Below are 15,458 nucleotides of genomic sequence, written 5' to 3' on the forward strand. Positions count from 1 at the left end.
GTAACATTCAGATAGCGATTTCATCTTTTTTCTTAGCCTGCTGTCCCTGTCTCATCCTTTGATGAATGTTTTGTATTGCTTGACGTTTTTTTCGAAGAGGATTTCTTGGAGGACTTCTTACTCGATTTCCCATTTTGTTGGTTATCTTGTTGACCTTGAGGTCCTCCATCTTGTGGTGGTTGGCCATTCATGTCTCCTTGTCCTGGTCCACCGTTTTGGCCATCTTGCGGTGGCATACCGCCTGGTCCTCCACCAAATTCATCTTGTCCTTGTCCCCCTTGTGACCCGCCTCCTTGAGGTGGTTGGCCGTTCATTTGGCCTTGCCCTGGTCCACCATTTTGGCCATTAAGACCTTGTGAGTTAGAATGTCCATCCTGTCCTTGACTATTTCCCTGGCTATTTTGTCCTTGATAGTTTTGGGCAGGCTGGTTGCTATTTTGTGTAGCGACTGTTGCTTGTTGGCGTTGGGGAGTCGTATTGGCTGTCGCCAACATTCCCAATCCAAATCCACCAGTCATCCCAACGATGAGTCCTCCTGTTGCTGCGGCAGTTGCCCACCACTTAGGACTTTTCTTAACGACAATCATTTTTTCAGTTCTTTCTTGCTTTTGTTCATTCGAAGCTTGCATTCTTTCAATTCCTTAAATTATTTATTTAAACAAGGCCTTTGTTTAGATAGGGATAGTTTACAGGCTTTTCCTTAACAGTGACTAAATTTTTTCTTAAACTTTCCTAAAATGATTAAGGAGACATTTGTCACAGCTGAAAAGAGGACTTGACAGGCTTGCCTTCTTTTTTGTAGAATAGTTACCATAAAAACAAAGTGAGGTTTACTGTTTTGAAAAAAATAGAATCAATGACATTAATTGCTCTTGGAGCAGCTTTGATTGCTGCCCTATCTCCTTTTACAATCCCACTTGGGCCCATTCCTATCACACTTCAGACTTTAGCCATTGGATTGATCGCCAGCATCTACCGTCCAAAAGAAGCCACCCTTTCCGTTCTCATTTACCTCCTCTTAGGTGCCATTGGCCTCCCCGTCTTTGCAGGTGGTCACGGAGGCATCAGCTCCTTCTACGGTCCCACTGCTGGATTCCTTTTCTTCTTTCCCCTTCGTGCTTTGGTGACTTCAATCTTTGCTGGCCAAAAAGGACAACCCATTCGAATTTTTCTTGCTAACGCTTTAGGAGAAGTCGTTCTCTTTATTGGAGGTGCCTTAGGTTTTATGCTCATTGCCCATAAATCTTTAGATTTCGCAGTAAAATTTGTCGTCTTACCTTTTGTGGTGCCAGATTTGATTAAGATGACGTTGACAACGATTTTCGCGGTCATTCTTTATCGCAATCTTAAACATCTTCCTTATTTCAAAAAGACAAAATAAAAACTCTTAGAGAGGCCTGCAAAGCCGCAGGTTCCTCTCTAAGAGCTTTTTTCTTTATTTCGTTGCTAGAAGGGCTGCTTCAACAGCTGCTTTCTCCCGCTCAATAAGATCGATACGAGCCGCGATTTCTTTGATTCCCATCTTGATATTACGGCTGATCGCCATATCATCCAATTGAGGCTCAAAGAAGGCCTTGTATTCATTCAACCGTTCACGGGTCTTGAAACAGTTAGCTGGGTAGATGACAAACTTATCAAAGCTCATATCACCACCGAGTGCTTTCTTGATCCAATCCCAGTTTTCACGCGCCCAAGTCCAAGTTCTAGCTTGGGTAAAGTCATCATGCAAGAAGTTGTAGTACCAGCTCATAGCCAAGTCCTGAGGTTTCACCACATCCTTGTTCTTCCACTCCTTCAATAGAGCTTCCAAGGTTTCCGCATCCTTGGTGTAAGAAAGAGCTGCAGCCAACTGGCGTTTAAAGTTTCCATCCACTGTCTTCACATAGGTATCTAGGTATTGTTGGCTAAGCGCCTTGGTTTCCTGATGCTTGATTTGGTTGACCAAGATTTGCAAGCGAATGGCAGCTGGAAGTTTTTCCAAATCATCTGCGTGCGCTTCAAAGATAGCGCTCGCTTGTGCTTGTGCAGCTTCATCATTGGCCTTAATCATATTAGCAATCATTAGCTGACGAACTTTTTCGTCTTCTTCTGTTTCACCAGGCTTAGCTTCTAGACCCAAGCGTTCAAAGTTGTAACGGTTCAAGCGTTTCAACAACTCATGGAAGGCCACTTCTGTTTCAGTTCCTTCATCCACAAAGAGACTGATTCCAGCTAAGACGCTCGAAACAGTTGAAACAACCAAGTAGGAACTTTCTTCTGTCAAGTGTTCAATCACTGGCAAGAGGCTTGCATAAGAAATTTGACCACTTTCCGCTAAGAGACGGCGTTCTTGAACTACTTGTAGTTTCGAAGTGCTATCTAAGCTAGCAAGGTCAGCAAGGATGTCTTCCAACAATTCCCCACGGTAGTCACTGATATAGTGAGCTGTATTTTCTGTATTGAAGCGAAGAGCTCCGCTGTTAGCTGCTTTCAAGGCACTGTAGTTTGGAATTTCTAAAACTTCTGTTTCCAAGGTATCTGGAATACCGGTCCAGTTGCTATTCAATGGTACAACCCACTTGCGACCTTTTTCTTCTCTTTCTCCGATGAAGAACTGCTCTTGACGGATGATCAAGGTATCGTTCTCTACAGAAGCTGAAACAACTGGGTAGCCAGGTTGCTCCAACCAAGAATCCATAAAGGCTGCGACATCGCGACCTGAAGCTTGCCCAAGAGCATCCCAAAGGTCACGACCGATGGTATTGCCGTATTGGTGTTTTTCAAAGTAGATCTTCAAACCTTTACGGAAGGCATCGTCGCCTAACCAACGGCGAAGCATGTGCATGAGCCGGCTACCCTTGGCGTAAACGATCGCTGGGTCAAAGAGGGTGTTGATCTCGTCTGGGTGTTTCACTTCTACATGGACGGATTGAACGCCATCAGTAGCATCGCGTTTCAAGGCAGCAGGTACACCTGTTGTTTGGAAGTCTTCAAAAATATTCCAGCTTGGTTCGATGGCATCCAAGCAGACATATTCCATCATATTGGCGAAACTTTCATTCAACCAGAGGTCATCCCACCACTTCATGGTCACGAGGTTTCCGAACCATTGGTGGGCCAACTCGTGAGCCACCACCAAGGCTACCGTTTGCCGGCTTTGAGCTGTCGAGTTCTCATCTACAAGGAGGTAGACTTCGCGGTAGGTTACCAAGCCCCAGTTTTCCATAGCTCCTGAAGAGAAGTCTGGAAGGGCGATATGAAGGGATTGAGGGATTGGGTAAGCCACTCCGTAATATTCCTCGTAGAATTCAATGGCACGAACGGCAATATCTAATGAGAAATCCAAGTTTTCTAATGGATGAGCTTTGGTAGAGTAGACACCGACTAGGGTTCCATTCTTGGTCTTAGCTGTCACACCCTGCAAATCTCCAGCCGCAAAGGCCAAGAGATAAGATGACATACGAGGAGTCGTATCAAACTTCCAAATACCTGTTTCTTTTCGACTTTCGACATCGATTTCAGGCATGTTAGAAAGAACGATTTCTCCTTCTTCTTGGTCAAATTTCACAGCCAAATCAAAGGTCGCTTTGGCTTCTGGTTCATCCACACTTGGGAAGGCTTCACGAGCAAAGTGACTTTCAAATTGAGTAGAGATTACTTCCTTTTTAACGCCATCTACTGTGTAGTAAGACGGATAGATCCCAGTCATATTATCGGTAATTTTCCCTGTATAAGTGAGGGTAAGGTTTACTTTGCCTGTAGCAGGAAGTTCGACAAAGACCGCTTCTTCCTCATCATTGACTGTAAAGGCACAATCTTGCCCATCTACTCGAGCAGATTGGATGGTCAAATCCTTTTGATGAAGAGAGATGCGAGTCTCCTTTGCCTCTCCAGTTATGGTCACTTTCCCCGAGAAAGTTTTGTCTGAGCGGTTTAAATCTAAGAATAGATCATAGTGCTCAGGTACAAATGTATCAATAAAATGTGCGACTGCTTGCATGAGTAACTCCTTCTTCATTTTTTATCATCTTCTATTCTAACATAAATCCTACTAACTGTAAGGTAAGAGGGGGCAAAACCAGACCTACAAGAAGACAAAAGTCCGAGATCATGACCTCAGACTTTATTTTCTTATAATTCCACAATTTTTCCTGTTTCGAAGTAGACAACCCACTCACAGATATTTTTAGCATAATCACCAATACGCTCCAAGTAATTGATCACTTGGAAATAATCCCGACCAGTGATAATCAAGTCAGGATTATGCTTGATTTCTTCCGTTGCTAACTCTTGAATACGATCATAGTACTCATTAATTTTTTCATCGCGAGTTGCTACTTCATAGGCTGTTTCTACATCCCCTTTTAAATAAAGCTCCAAGGTTGCTTCGACAAAGTCTTTGACTTCTCGACCCATTTTGCTGATTTCTTCCTCTACAACCTTACTACGAAGTTCTCCCTTCATACGAATGGTTGCACGGGCAATGGAGACAGCGTGGTCTCCCATCCGCTCTACGTCAGATACAGCTTTTAAGACTGTCATGACCATCCGAAGGTCCTGAGAAACCGGTTGTTGAAGGGCAATCATTTCAAAGGATTTGCGCTCCAACTTCACTTCATATTCATTAATCTCTGCATCATCTTCGATAACCTGGCGTGCCAAATCCCGGTCATGAGTGACAAAAGCTCGAACCGTGCGGTTGATCTGAGTCAAGACTTCATTTCCCATAGCATAAAACTGGTTATGAAGTTTTTCTAAATCTTCTTCAAATTGTACGCGTAACATTTACTTTCCCTTTCTTATCCAAACTTCCCTGATACATAATCTTCTGTTTCCTTACGAGCAGGGTTCAAGAAGATTTTTGAGGTGTCATCATACTCGATGAGGTCCCCATCCAAGAAAAAGGCTGTCTTATCCGAAATCCGACTGGCTTGTTGCATAGACCGAGTCACCAAGAGCATAGTGTAACGATCCTTCAACCCATAAAGCGTTTCTTCAATCTTTCCAGCAGAAATCGGGTCCAAGGCTGAGGTTGGCTCATCCAAGAGGATAATCTTTGGACTAGTTGCTAGGACACGCGCCACACAAACCCGTTGTTGTTGCCCCCCTGAAAGCCCGATTGCTGAATCATGAAGGCGATCCTTGACCTCATCCCAAATAGAAGCGTTTTTCAAAGAGGTTTCGACCGCTTCATCCAAGACTTGCTTGTCCTTGATTCCATTAATCATGAGTCCATAGGTGACATTGTCATAGATAGACATGGGGAAAGGGTTGGGTTGTTGGAAAACCATCCCGATTTCCTTACGGAGCTCCACCGTATCAGTCCGTGGACTATAGATATTGTGACCATTATAGAGGACGGTTCCTGTCGTAGTCACCTCATGGTTCAAATCGCCCATCCGGTTGATGGCTTTGAGCAAGGTAGACTTCCCTGATCCAGACGGTCCGATTAAAGCCGTGATTTCTTTAGGGGTGAAATCCAGTGACACACTATTCAGTGCCTTTTTCTTATTGTAATAAACCGACAAGTCCTTGACTTGCAAAATTGGTTCTGTCATGTTTTCATCCTTATGTTGTTTCTATGTTACCAATTCCTATCCAAAGTGACCAGACACATAATCGTTGGTTGATTGTAGTTTTGCATTTTGGAAAATGTTGGCTGTTTTATCATACTCAATCAAATCGCCTAGATAAAAGAATCCTGTATAATCACTAGCACGAGCAGCCTGTTGCATACTGTGGGTCACGATGATAATAGTGTAATCCTTCTTCAACTCCAGCATGGTTTCTTCCAACTGGGCTGTTGCAATAGGATCTAAGGCTGAAGCCGGCTCATCCATGAGCAAAATCTCTGGTTTAACGGAGATGGCACGGGCAATACAAAGGCGTTGCTGTTGACCTCCTGAGAGCGTCAAAGCAGACTTGTGCAAGTCATCCTTAACCTGATCCCAGAGGGCTGCTTGCTTCAAGGATTTTTCTACGATTTCATCCAAGACCTTCTTGTCTTTGACTCCTGCACGTTCGTGAGGGAAGGTAATATTGCGGTAGATGGACTTGGCAAAGGGATTTGGTCGTTGGAAGACCATCCCGATATGTTTTCTCATTTCATAGACATTGATATCAGGACGGTTGACGTCGATCCCTTCATACCAGATCTCACCAGTCACACGCGCAATATCAATGGTATCGTTCATCCGGTTCAAACTTCTAAGATAGGTGGACTTTCCAGATCCAGAAGGACCAATCAAAGCTGTGATTTTATTCTTCTCAAACTGCATATCCACGCCCTTGATGGATTCATTTGAACCATAGTAGACATGCAAGTCTTTGGTCGAAAGGACCACTTTTTCTTCAGGAAAAGTAATGATATGTTTTTCATCCCAATTGTACTTTGACATTTCTTCTCCTTTTATGCTGAGGTTAATTTCTTATGGAGGTAAGTCCCGAGCTTACGCGCTCCAAAGTTGAAAATCAAAATGAAGATCAACAAAACTGCTGCAGATCCAGCGGATACTTCAATCGCATCTGGAATGGTTCCTTCACTATTGACCTTCCAAATGTGGACTGCTAGTGTTTCTGCTTGACGGAAAATAGAGATCGGACTGGTCACACTAAAGAGATTCCAGTTACTCCAATCCAAGGCTGGGGCAGACTGACCAGCTGTATAAATCAAGGCCGCTGCTTCCCCAAAAATCCGTCCAGAAGCTAGTACAACACCCGTAATGATACTTGGTAAAGCTTCCGGTACCACCACGTGAATCACGGTTTCCCAACGAGAAATCCCAAGCGCAAGTCCTGCCTCTCTTTGTGTATGGTGGACGTTTTGCAAACTATCTTCAATGTTTCGCGTCATTTGTGGCAGGTTAAAGACCGTCAAGGCCAAGGCTCCAGAAATAATCGAGAAGCCATATTGGAACTGCACTACAAAGACCAAGTAGCCAAAGAGACCGACTACGACCGATGGGAGAGAAGACAAGATCTCAATACAGGTCCGAACCAAGTTGGTCAATGGGCCCTTCTTGGCATACTCTGACAAGTAGATCCCTGCCCCCAAAGAAAGTGGGAAGGAAATAATCAAGGTAATAACTAAGAGGAAGAAGGAATTATAGAGCTGAATCCCAATCCCTCCACCTGCTTGGTAAGAAGAGGATTTGCTGGTCAAGAAGGTCCAAGACACATGCGGTAACCCTCTAACCAGGATATAGAGAATCAAAGAGGCAAGAATCGTAACAATAATTCCAGCAATAGCATAGAGAATTCCTGTTGCTATCTTATCTATTTTTTTAGCGTGCATAGTTCTTCTTACCTCTTTCTTTCGTGATCAATTTGATAACGCTGTTGAATGCCAAACTCATCAGCAAGAGCACCAAGGCAAGTGACCAGAGAACGTTGTTGTTAACTGTTCCCATAACGGTATTTCCGATACCCATAGTCAAAATAGAGGTTAAGGTGGAAGCTGGAGTCGTTAAAGATGTTGGAACAACCGCTGAGTTTCCGACCACCATCTGAATAGCCAAGGCTTCACCGAAGGCACGGGCCATTCCAAAGACAACTGCCGTAAAAATACCGGAGCGAGCCGCCTTTAAGGTGACATGCCAAATCGTTTGCCAACGAGTCGCTCCCATAGCCATACTCGCTTCCCGATAGTGACGAGGCACTGCCCGTAAGCTGTCTGTTGTCATAAAGGTCACAGTTGGAAGTATCATGACAAAGAGGACAAAGACCCCTGACAAGATTCCAAACCCTGTCCCACCAAAGATGGAACGAACAAATGGAACCACCACTTGCAAACCAATAAATCCGTAAACAACAGAAGGGATCCCTACCAACAACTCAATGGCTGGTTGTAAGAGACGAGCTCCCTTTGGAGAAACCTCTGTCATAAAGACTGCCGCACCGATGGCAAAAGGTGTCGCCACCAAGGCAGACAAAAGGGTTACAATGAAGGAACCCAAGATCATTGGCAAAGCCCCAAATTCTTTCCCTGACGGATTCCAAGTGGATCCAAAAAGGAAACTAAAGACATTAACCTTGTTGACAAAGAAGGTCGATAATCCCTTTTGGGCTACAAAAATCAAAATCAAAGCTACAACAAAGACAATCAAACTCATACAGCAGAAAGTAATGGTTTTACCAAATTTTTCCAAACGAGAATTATTGGACTTTGCGAGCATTTTTTTTGCTACTTCGTTCATGTTTTACCTAATTCTTCTTATTTCTTCGTAATGTTACCGTCAAGATCACGGCTGACTTTCATATCATTGATTGGGATATAGCCCATCTTACCAACGATTTCCTGCTGGACCTCATCTGTCATCATATAATCCAAGAATTTCTTTGCCAGTTTACTTGGCTCACCCTTGGTATACATGTGTTCATAGGACCAAATTGGCCAGTTATTATTCACTACGTTTTCCTTAGTTGGTTGATAGCCATTTAACTTCATGGTTTTGACACTATCATCCACGTAGGTAAAGGCCAGATAAGAAATGGCACCTGGAGTCTGGGAAACAATGTTCTTCACCATTCCGTTGGAATCCTGTTCCTGAGCCTGTTTAGGATCTTTGCCGTCCATGATGATGTCATCGAATACAGCACGGCTACCGGATCCTACTGCCCGGTTCACAATGGTAATTTCCAAGTCCTCACCACCCAATTGCTTCCAGTTGGTATATTCACCAGTAAAAATCTTACGCAATTGTTCAGTAGTTAAATCGTCTACGGAAATCCCCTTGTTCGCAATGATGGCTGTTCCTGCTACTGCTACTTGATGATCCACCAAACTAGAAGCATCGATGCCATCTTTTTCCTCTGCAAAAAGGTCACTATTTCCAATGTCGACAGCTCCTGATTGGACCTGAGAAAGACCTGTACCAGATCCACCCCCTTGGACATTGACAATCTTACCGGGATGCTCTTCAATATAACGATCTACTACCCCTTCAACGAGCGGTTGTAGGGCTGTTGATCCAACAGCTGTAATCGCTTCTCCACGGTCAATCCAAGACGCACAGGCAGAAAGAGAAGCTGCAAGTGCTACTGTTGCTAGCCCAAGGACTAGCTTTTTGCATTTATTCAATGTAAGTCTCCTTGAATCATAATCAAATATCGTTTAAATGTTGTCTCTAAACACTTGTTATCTTCTAGTATTCTAGCAAGAATCACTTTATTTCCACTATAACATAGAAAGACGGCATTTCCTAATTATTTATCTAAATCTCAAGCCTTTTGGAAAGAAATTTTTTAAGGTCCGTCCAGTCACTTTTGCAAAACCTAAACCATTGCCTCCAGCTAAGACCTGATACCAACCATTTTGGTAGTCTTGATCTAGCTGAATAGTCTCTCCAGCCACATACTTCATAAAGTCTGGATCCGACAAGCTGACCGATTTCTTCACTTGATCTGGTTTCAGAGCTAGCCCCAAAGCAAAGCTAGGTTCAAAGCGATTTTTCTTAAAGGTTCCAAGGTGCAATCCATTACGAGCAATCTTGACCTTTTTCAAATCAGGGAGACCAACAGGTAAGAGATAAAGCTGATCTCCAAAACACTGGTAGAGACCCTCTAAATCAATGGCTAAACAGTCCTCGGCAAAAGCTTGCCACAGTTTCCTCTGCTCAGCCGTTAGATTGGAACGTCCTTCCTTGATCTTCTTAACTTCAGGCTCTCCCCGATAAAGGAATTTAGCAACAAATTGCCCTTCCCCTTTGAAACGATGGGGATACATCCGGGCTGTTTCAGGATAGCCGATCCCCTCTACCATGTCATTGATTTTTTCAATCGGTAGCAATTCCAACTCATATTCTTCTAAGAGCCAAGAGACAATCTCTTCATTCTCTTCCGGTGCCCAGGTACAGGTCGAATAAACTAGCTGTCCACCTGGTGCCAGCATCTTGATAGCATCTGTTAAAATTTCTCTTTGGAGACCAGCACATTGAGCTGGATAATCTGGGTGCCAGTAGTCCATGGCATCTGGCTGCTTCCGGAACATTCCTTCACCAGAACACGGAGCATCCAAAACAATCAGATCAAAATAGGCTGGAAAAACCTTTGCCAAGCGCTCAGCTGATTCATTGGTCACCACAACGTTACGAGCCCCAAAACGTTCGACATTCTCGACCAAAATCTTGGAGCGACCCTTGTGAATTTCATTAGAAATGAGGAGACCTTGATTGTCTAAATAAGAGAGTAAGTGGGTCGTCTTCCCACCAGGGGCTGCCGCAAGATCCAAGACCTTCATACCCGGACTTGGATGCGCAACTTGGGCTACCATTTGAGCAGCAGGTTCTTGCGAGTAGACCAGTCCAGAGACATGGGCTATGGATTTTCCCGACACCTTACCATAGTAACTCCAAGGCATGCCTGGAATAGGCTCATTACCTCTGATTTGCTCCGCCTTTAACGGATTGGTTCGATAGGCAGATATTGCTGGCTCGTCAAAGGTTTGAAAGAAAGCCTTGGCCTCTTTTCCAAGTAATTGGGTATACTTTTCTTTAAATCCTTGAGGAAAGGTCATGCGTCTTTTCCTTTCGTCAAAAAAGGTTGAATCTCATCTAGTTTACAAGTTGGGACCATCATGATAGGCTCCAAGCTCTCATAGTTAGGTTCTTTCCCTTCTAAGGTCAAGACTGAGTATCCGAGGCACTCGCCCATAATAGCTGCAGCGGAATAATCCCAAGGCCAGATATAGCTAAAGTAGCCTAACATGCCACCAGATAGAATCTTGGTAAAGCTGATACCAGCGCTCCCGTAGACCCGAATTCCCAAGCACTCTGCTCCCAGATCCGCCATGCCCCAGGCGTTGGACTTGAGCATGCCGACATTAGAAGCCACTAATAAGTCCCCAAGAGGCCGATTTTGAAAGGGTTTCAGTTCTTGCTCATTACAAAAGACCCCAAAATCCTTTCCACCAAAAAAGAGATGGTCGCGCATGACATCATAGATCAAGCCAAACTGGCCAAGACCTTCTTCAAAATAGGCAACCATAACAGCAAAATCTTCTTTTTGGGTCACAAAATTATTGGTCCCATCAATGGGATCAATCACCCAAACCTTACCGGAGTGAATAGGTGCACGAAGTTCATCTTCTTCGGCAAAAATTTGATCTTCTGGATAAGCTTCCAAAATCTTACGGACCAGGGTTGCTTGCACTTTCTGATCCATCTGAGTCACCAAATCCGTCGGATTTGTTTTGACAGTAATCGCTAGCTGGTCATGTAAGTGTTCTCTTAGATAGCTTCCTGCTTCTTTGACAATGGTCTTAGCAAATTCTAATTTATTGATCAATCGAAAACCATCCTTCCCCTTTTTCTTTCGCGGCTTTAGTTGCGCGGTAAAGTGAGTAGCCACTGACCTCTTCAAACTCCTTGCCCAGACGCTTTTCTTCGCCAATACTTGGGACAACTTTCTTAAAGGCCTTATAGGCTTCTAGGTAGATACGAGCATCTGCCTTTTGTTCATAGGCTTGTTCAACCTGATTAAAAAAAGAAAGCACCGAAGCAAGCTCTTCAGTACTCCACGATAAATCGAGTGGGTAACTATAATTCTTATTCATATTAATGGATCTCCGCTCTTAATGTAGCAGATCTTAACTCTTCCTTACGATATCCTCGAGGGAGAAATGCGCGAATTTCATCCTCATTAAAACCGATTTGCATCCGTTTCTTGTCTAGAATAATTGGGCGACGCAAAAGACTAGGATTTTCCTCAATCAACTTGATCAAAGCAGAAATCGATAAATCCTCTACATCAACATTTAACTTCTGAAAAATTTTAGAACGAGTTGAAATAATATCGTCTGTACCGTTCTCAGTTAGAGCTAAAATATTACGCAACTCCTCAGTTGTTAGAGGACTCGTCATAATATTGTGTTCCTTAAAAGGAACCTCATGTTTTTCTAACCAAGCCCGTGCCTTCCGACAGGATGTACAACTCGGAGACAAAAATAATGTAATCATGTTCTTCTCTTCTTTTTTTGGACACACTTAGCTGACTCTATTATACAAAATTATTCCGTGCTTGCCTAGTGGTTTTTTAATTTAGACAAAGAAAATTCTCCCCTTAAGGGAGAATTTCTAACAAAAATTATCTGGTCCATTGACGAGCCATGATCTCATCCTGACGCAGTTGTTCCACAAGCGCTTCTACACTGTCAAATTTGACCATTTCTCGAATCTTGTCTAGCCAAAAAATCAGAATCGTATGTCCATAAATATCTTTTGAAAAATCAAAGATATTGGCTTCAAAGCGAAGTTCTGTTCCATCAAAGGTCGAGTTTTTCCCTACAGAGGCCATTCCCCGGTGACGTTGACCTAGCACTTCTACTTCGACGACATAAACACCATCTTGGGGGAGATGGGTGCGATCGATCGGTGCCAGATTGGCTGTTGGAAAACCAATGGTACGACCTCTTGCATCCCCATGGACTACAATGCCACGGCTGGATAAGGGATATCCTAAAAGATCAGCTGCTTCTTTGACCTGACCTGATGCAATCGCCTGCCGAATACGAGTTGAGCTGATTTTTTCGCCCTGGTCTAGGACAGGTGGAACGACGATGACTTGACCATTAAAATAGGTTTCTAGATCACTAGCAACTTTCTTATCGCTACCAAAGCTATAATCAAAACCTGCTACTAAGACACGCGCCCGAAGTGCTGTTAGGTAGGCCGCAACGAATTCTTGCGCCGTATGAGCCGCGAAATCACTGGTAAAATCGATAAGATATAGATCATCAACTCCCAGTTCTTCCATTCGTTTAAAGCGCTCCTCCGGATTTTGGAGGTGGAGGAGTAGTTCTGGTTGGTAACGGGCAAAAGCCAGCTTTGGAGATTCTGGAAAGGTCAAAACAGTTACTCGAAGGCCTTGCTCATCGGCAATGGTGCGAGCTGTCCGAAAGAGCTCCTGATGCCCTCGATGGAGACCGTCAAAATAGCCCAAGACAAGAACGGTATCTGCTTGAGCTTTTATTTCTTTTTCACTAGTTACATAACAAATGTTCATAAATTTATTGTAACACACTTTCTGTTAGAAAGACTTTTCGAGGTTTGTAAAGTTCTTCTCTTTTTTCTAAAATGGCTACCAATTTTCCTTGGTAAAAAGCAGCTAACTCTTTGGAGTCACTCTCAACTGGAATAAAGCGTCCCACTTGGACTTCATCGACCTCTTCTACTGTCAGCTCTACTTTTTCCAGATCCCCGGTGCCAATCTCAAGTGGGTAAAGGAAGCTCAAATCTCCTTGGGCTACTTTTTCAGCCACTTCTTCTAAGGTCAGGGCATCATCCAGTGACAAACCAGCAGCACTGGTCCGTGTCAGATGAGACATATGGGCTGCGTAGCCCAGTTTTTGACCCAAATCCACCGACAAGGTCCGAATATAGGTCCCCTTGCTGCATTTTACCCTGAAGCGAAAACGGGCTAGTCCTTCCTCGTAGCCAATCTCACTAGTGCGCGTGAATTCATAAATCGTCACCTGTCGGACAGGACGTTCCGCTTCTTCTCCTGCCCGCGCATATTCATAGAGCTTACGCCCATTGACCTTGACTGCTGAATACATAGGCGGTACCTGCTCCATCTCTCCCACCATCTGGGCAATCATACGATCGACCTCTGTTGCATCTAAAGGTGCTTCCACTGGGGTCCGCTCTACGACTTCCCCACTGGCATCCTCCGTCGTGGTAGAAAATCCCAGAGTGATTTCGCCTTCGTAGACCTTACCTTCATCTTGCATAAATTCGACCATACGGGTTGCCTTACCAACTGCAATCGGAAGCACTCCCACCACATCCGGGTCCAGCGTTCCCCCATGGCCAATCTTCTTGGTTCCTAAGATTTTTCTCAGTTTAAAGACCACATCATGCGAAGTCATGCCCGCTTCTTTTTTTATATTAATAATTCCGTCCATCTGATTTGCTCTTTCTAACTCATGTGTGACCACCCTAGTCACCGACCCTTTATTATACCACGAAACGAGACTTCTTGTCCCTGTTTCCTCTTCCTGATAAGCTCCCAAAAAATCCCGTAGCAGATTTCAGACTTTTTTATAGGGGTTTGATACAATAGAAAACGAAAGAAGGTGTAACATATGTTAATGTATGATGTTATTGTTATTGGATTTGGTAAAGCTGGTAAAACTCTTGCAGCGAAATTATCAAGCCAAGGAAAAAAAGTTGCTCTGATTGAAAAGAGCAAGTCTATGTACGGTGGGACTTGTATCAATATCGCTTGTATCCCAACCAAGACCTTGATCGTTGCTGCCGAAAAAGGCTTAGATTTTGAGCAAGCTATGAGCGAAAAGAATGCGGTCACCACTCGTCTCAACGGCAAGAACTACGCAACGATTGCTGGAACTGGTGTTGACATTATCGACGCGACAGCTCGTTTCGTTTCCAACAAGGTCATCGAAATTCAAGCTGGTGAGGAAAAGGAAGAATTGACAGCTGAAACCATTATTATTAATACTGGTGCGGTGCCAACTATCCTTCCAATCCCAGGACTGGCTGAAAGCAAGTTTGCTGTGGATTCAACCGGTATTCAACGTTTGGAAAATCTACCTAAACGCCTGGGCGTCCTTGGTGGTGGACCAATCGGATTGGAATTTGCCCACCTCTACAATACCTTGGGTAGCCAAGTAACAGTACTAGATGCTTCTGAAGCATTCTTGCCACGGATTGAGCCAAGCATTGCAGCTCTTGCAAAAGGCTACCTGGAAGAAGATGGCATTCAATTCTTGCAAGGCGTTCATACCCAAGAAATCAAAGATGGTGAAGCTAGCTTAACCCTTGTAACGGATAAGGGAGACTTCGAGTTCGATATCCTTCTCTACGCAACAGGTCGTAAGCCAAACACAGCTGGACTTGGTCTTGAGAACACAGACATCCAAATCACTGATCGTGGAGCGATCCAAGTCAACCGTCATTTGGAAACCAGCGTCCCTGGCGTCTTTGCAGTTGGAGATGTCAATGGTGGTCCTCAATTCACCTACATGTCACTCGATGACTTCCGCATTGTCTTCAACTATCTCACAGGCGATGGTAGCTACAATCTCGAAACTCGTAACAATTATGCGACAACACTCTTCATTGCTCCTCCACTTGCCCAAGTCGGCTTGACCGAGCAAGAAGCACGTGACAAAGGACTTCCAGTTGCTGTTAAAGAATTGCCAGTTGCTGCCATGCCTCGTGGATATGTTAATGCAGATCTTCGAGGGGCCTTCAAAGCCGTGGTCAACCCAGAAACCAAAGAAATCCTTGGAGCAACTCTCTTTGGAGAAGCTGCAGGCGAACTCATCAACCTGATCACTATGGCCATGGACAACAAGATCCCTTATACTTACATCGCAAAACAAATCTTTACCCACCCAACCATGGCAGAAAACCTAAACGATCTCTTTGCGATTTAATTAACAGATAAATTGCAAGAATAAGTGCAACATTTACTTGAACTCATCCTCTAGAGCTTCACAAGCAGTTCTGTAAGCTAAA

Annotated in this window: 16 protein-coding genes; 2 read left to right on the forward strand and 14 right to left on the reverse strand. The window is 44.0% G+C overall.

From position 1 onward, the window contains the following. Positions 1 to 32: 32 nt before the first annotated feature. Positions 33 to 629 (reverse strand): hypothetical protein, encoded by a 597-nt coding sequence (locus K1J10_RS04335; protein WP_223355994.1) that lies wholly within the window; start codon positions 627 to 629, stop codon positions 33 to 35. 209 nt (positions 630 to 838) lie between these two features. Between K1J10_RS04335 and K1J10_RS04340 the strand changes: the two genes are divergently transcribed. After that, complete coding sequence (locus tag K1J10_RS04340; RefSeq protein WP_223355995.1) at positions 839 to 1,381, forward strand: biotin transporter BioY; 543 nt, start codon at positions 839 to 841, stop codon at positions 1,379 to 1,381. Positions 1,382 to 1,435: 54 nt separating this feature from the next. On the opposite strand, the gene K1J10_RS04345 is transcribed toward K1J10_RS04340, so the two are convergent. The 13 genes from K1J10_RS04345 to truB form a co-directional block, all read right to left on the reverse strand. Continuing rightward, positions 1,436 to 3,979: a M1 family metallopeptidase gene (locus tag K1J10_RS04345; protein ID WP_223355996.1), complete on the reverse strand. Its 2,544-nt coding sequence runs from the start codon at positions 3,977 to 3,979 to the stop codon at positions 1,436 to 1,438. 131 nt (positions 3,980 to 4,110) lie between these two features. Beyond that, on the reverse strand, positions 4,111 to 4,764 hold the full coding sequence (gene phoU / locus K1J10_RS04350) for a phosphate signaling complex protein PhoU (RefSeq protein WP_006596567.1): 654 nt from the start codon (positions 4,762 to 4,764) through the stop codon (positions 4,111 to 4,113). A gap of 14 nt (positions 4,765 to 4,778) precedes the next feature. Then, positions 4,779 to 5,537, reverse strand: a complete 759-nt coding sequence (gene pstB / locus K1J10_RS04355) for a phosphate ABC transporter ATP-binding protein PstB (protein ID WP_126404057.1) — start codon at positions 5,535 to 5,537, stop codon at positions 4,779 to 4,781. Positions 5,538 to 5,573: 36 nt separating this feature from the next. Continuing rightward, complete coding sequence (gene pstB / locus K1J10_RS04360; RefSeq protein WP_048689960.1) at positions 5,574 to 6,377, reverse strand: phosphate ABC transporter ATP-binding protein PstB; 804 nt, start codon at positions 6,375 to 6,377, stop codon at positions 5,574 to 5,576. An 11-nt stretch (positions 6,378 to 6,388) separates the two neighbouring features. Continuing rightward, the gene (gene pstA, locus K1J10_RS04365; protein ID WP_061563816.1) at positions 6,389 to 7,273 is read right to left on the reverse strand and encodes a phosphate ABC transporter permease PstA; all 885 of its coding nucleotides are present in this window, start codon (positions 7,271 to 7,273) and stop codon (positions 6,389 to 6,391) included. Beyond that, a complete protein-coding gene (gene pstC / locus K1J10_RS04370; RefSeq protein WP_006596571.1) occupies positions 7,263 to 8,174 on the reverse strand; it encodes a phosphate ABC transporter permease subunit PstC in 912 nt (303 codons plus the stop codon). The genes pstA and pstC overlap by 11 nt, the downstream gene beginning before the upstream one ends. 17 nt (positions 8,175 to 8,191) lie before the next feature. Continuing rightward, a complete protein-coding gene (locus K1J10_RS04375; RefSeq protein ID WP_223355997.1) occupies positions 8,192 to 9,058 on the reverse strand; it encodes a phosphate ABC transporter substrate-binding protein PstS family protein in 867 nt (288 codons plus the stop codon). Between the two features lie 129 nt (positions 9,059 to 9,187). After that, positions 9,188 to 10,492 (reverse strand): RsmF rRNA methyltransferase first C-terminal domain-containing protein, encoded by a 1,305-nt coding sequence (locus K1J10_RS04380; RefSeq protein WP_223355998.1) that lies wholly within the window; start codon positions 10,490 to 10,492, stop codon positions 9,188 to 9,190. After that, positions 10,489 to 11,262, reverse strand: a complete 774-nt coding sequence (locus K1J10_RS04385) for an inositol monophosphatase family protein (protein ID WP_223355999.1) — start codon at positions 11,260 to 11,262, stop codon at positions 10,489 to 10,491. The genes K1J10_RS04380 and K1J10_RS04385 overlap by 4 nt, the downstream gene beginning before the upstream one ends. After that, positions 11,252 to 11,530 (reverse strand): UPF0223 family protein, encoded by a 279-nt coding sequence (locus tag K1J10_RS04390; RefSeq protein WP_048689976.1) that lies wholly within the window; start codon positions 11,528 to 11,530, stop codon positions 11,252 to 11,254. Before K1J10_RS04390 ends, K1J10_RS04385 begins: the two co-directional genes overlap by 11 nt. A 1-nt stretch (position 11,531) precedes the next feature. Then, complete coding sequence (locus K1J10_RS04395) at positions 11,532 to 11,933, reverse strand: Spx/MgsR family RNA polymerase-binding regulatory protein (RefSeq protein ID WP_040803090.1); 402 nt, start codon at positions 11,931 to 11,933, stop codon at positions 11,532 to 11,534. Between the two features lie 127 nt (positions 11,934 to 12,060). Beyond that, positions 12,061 to 12,978 (reverse strand): bifunctional riboflavin kinase/FAD synthetase, encoded by a 918-nt coding sequence (locus tag K1J10_RS04400; RefSeq protein ID WP_223356000.1) that lies wholly within the window; start codon positions 12,976 to 12,978, stop codon positions 12,061 to 12,063. 4 nt (positions 12,979 to 12,982) lie between these two features. Beyond that, positions 12,983 to 13,879: a tRNA pseudouridine(55) synthase TruB gene (gene truB / locus K1J10_RS04405; RefSeq protein ID WP_223356001.1), complete on the reverse strand. Its 897-nt coding sequence runs from the start codon at positions 13,877 to 13,879 to the stop codon at positions 12,983 to 12,985. Between the two features lie 180 nt (positions 13,880 to 14,059). Here truB and K1J10_RS04410 point away from each other — a divergent pair, with 180 nt between their 5' ends. Then, positions 14,060 to 15,376, forward strand: coding sequence for an FAD-containing oxidoreductase (locus K1J10_RS04410; protein ID WP_223356002.1), 1,317 nt, complete (start codon positions 14,060 to 14,062; stop codon positions 15,374 to 15,376). Positions 15,377 to 15,458 lie beyond the last annotated feature (82 nt).

The sequence above is a fragment of the Streptococcus australis genome, assembly GCF_019930045.1.
GTDB lineage: Bacteria > Bacillota > Bacilli > Lactobacillales > Streptococcaceae > Streptococcus > Streptococcus australis_D.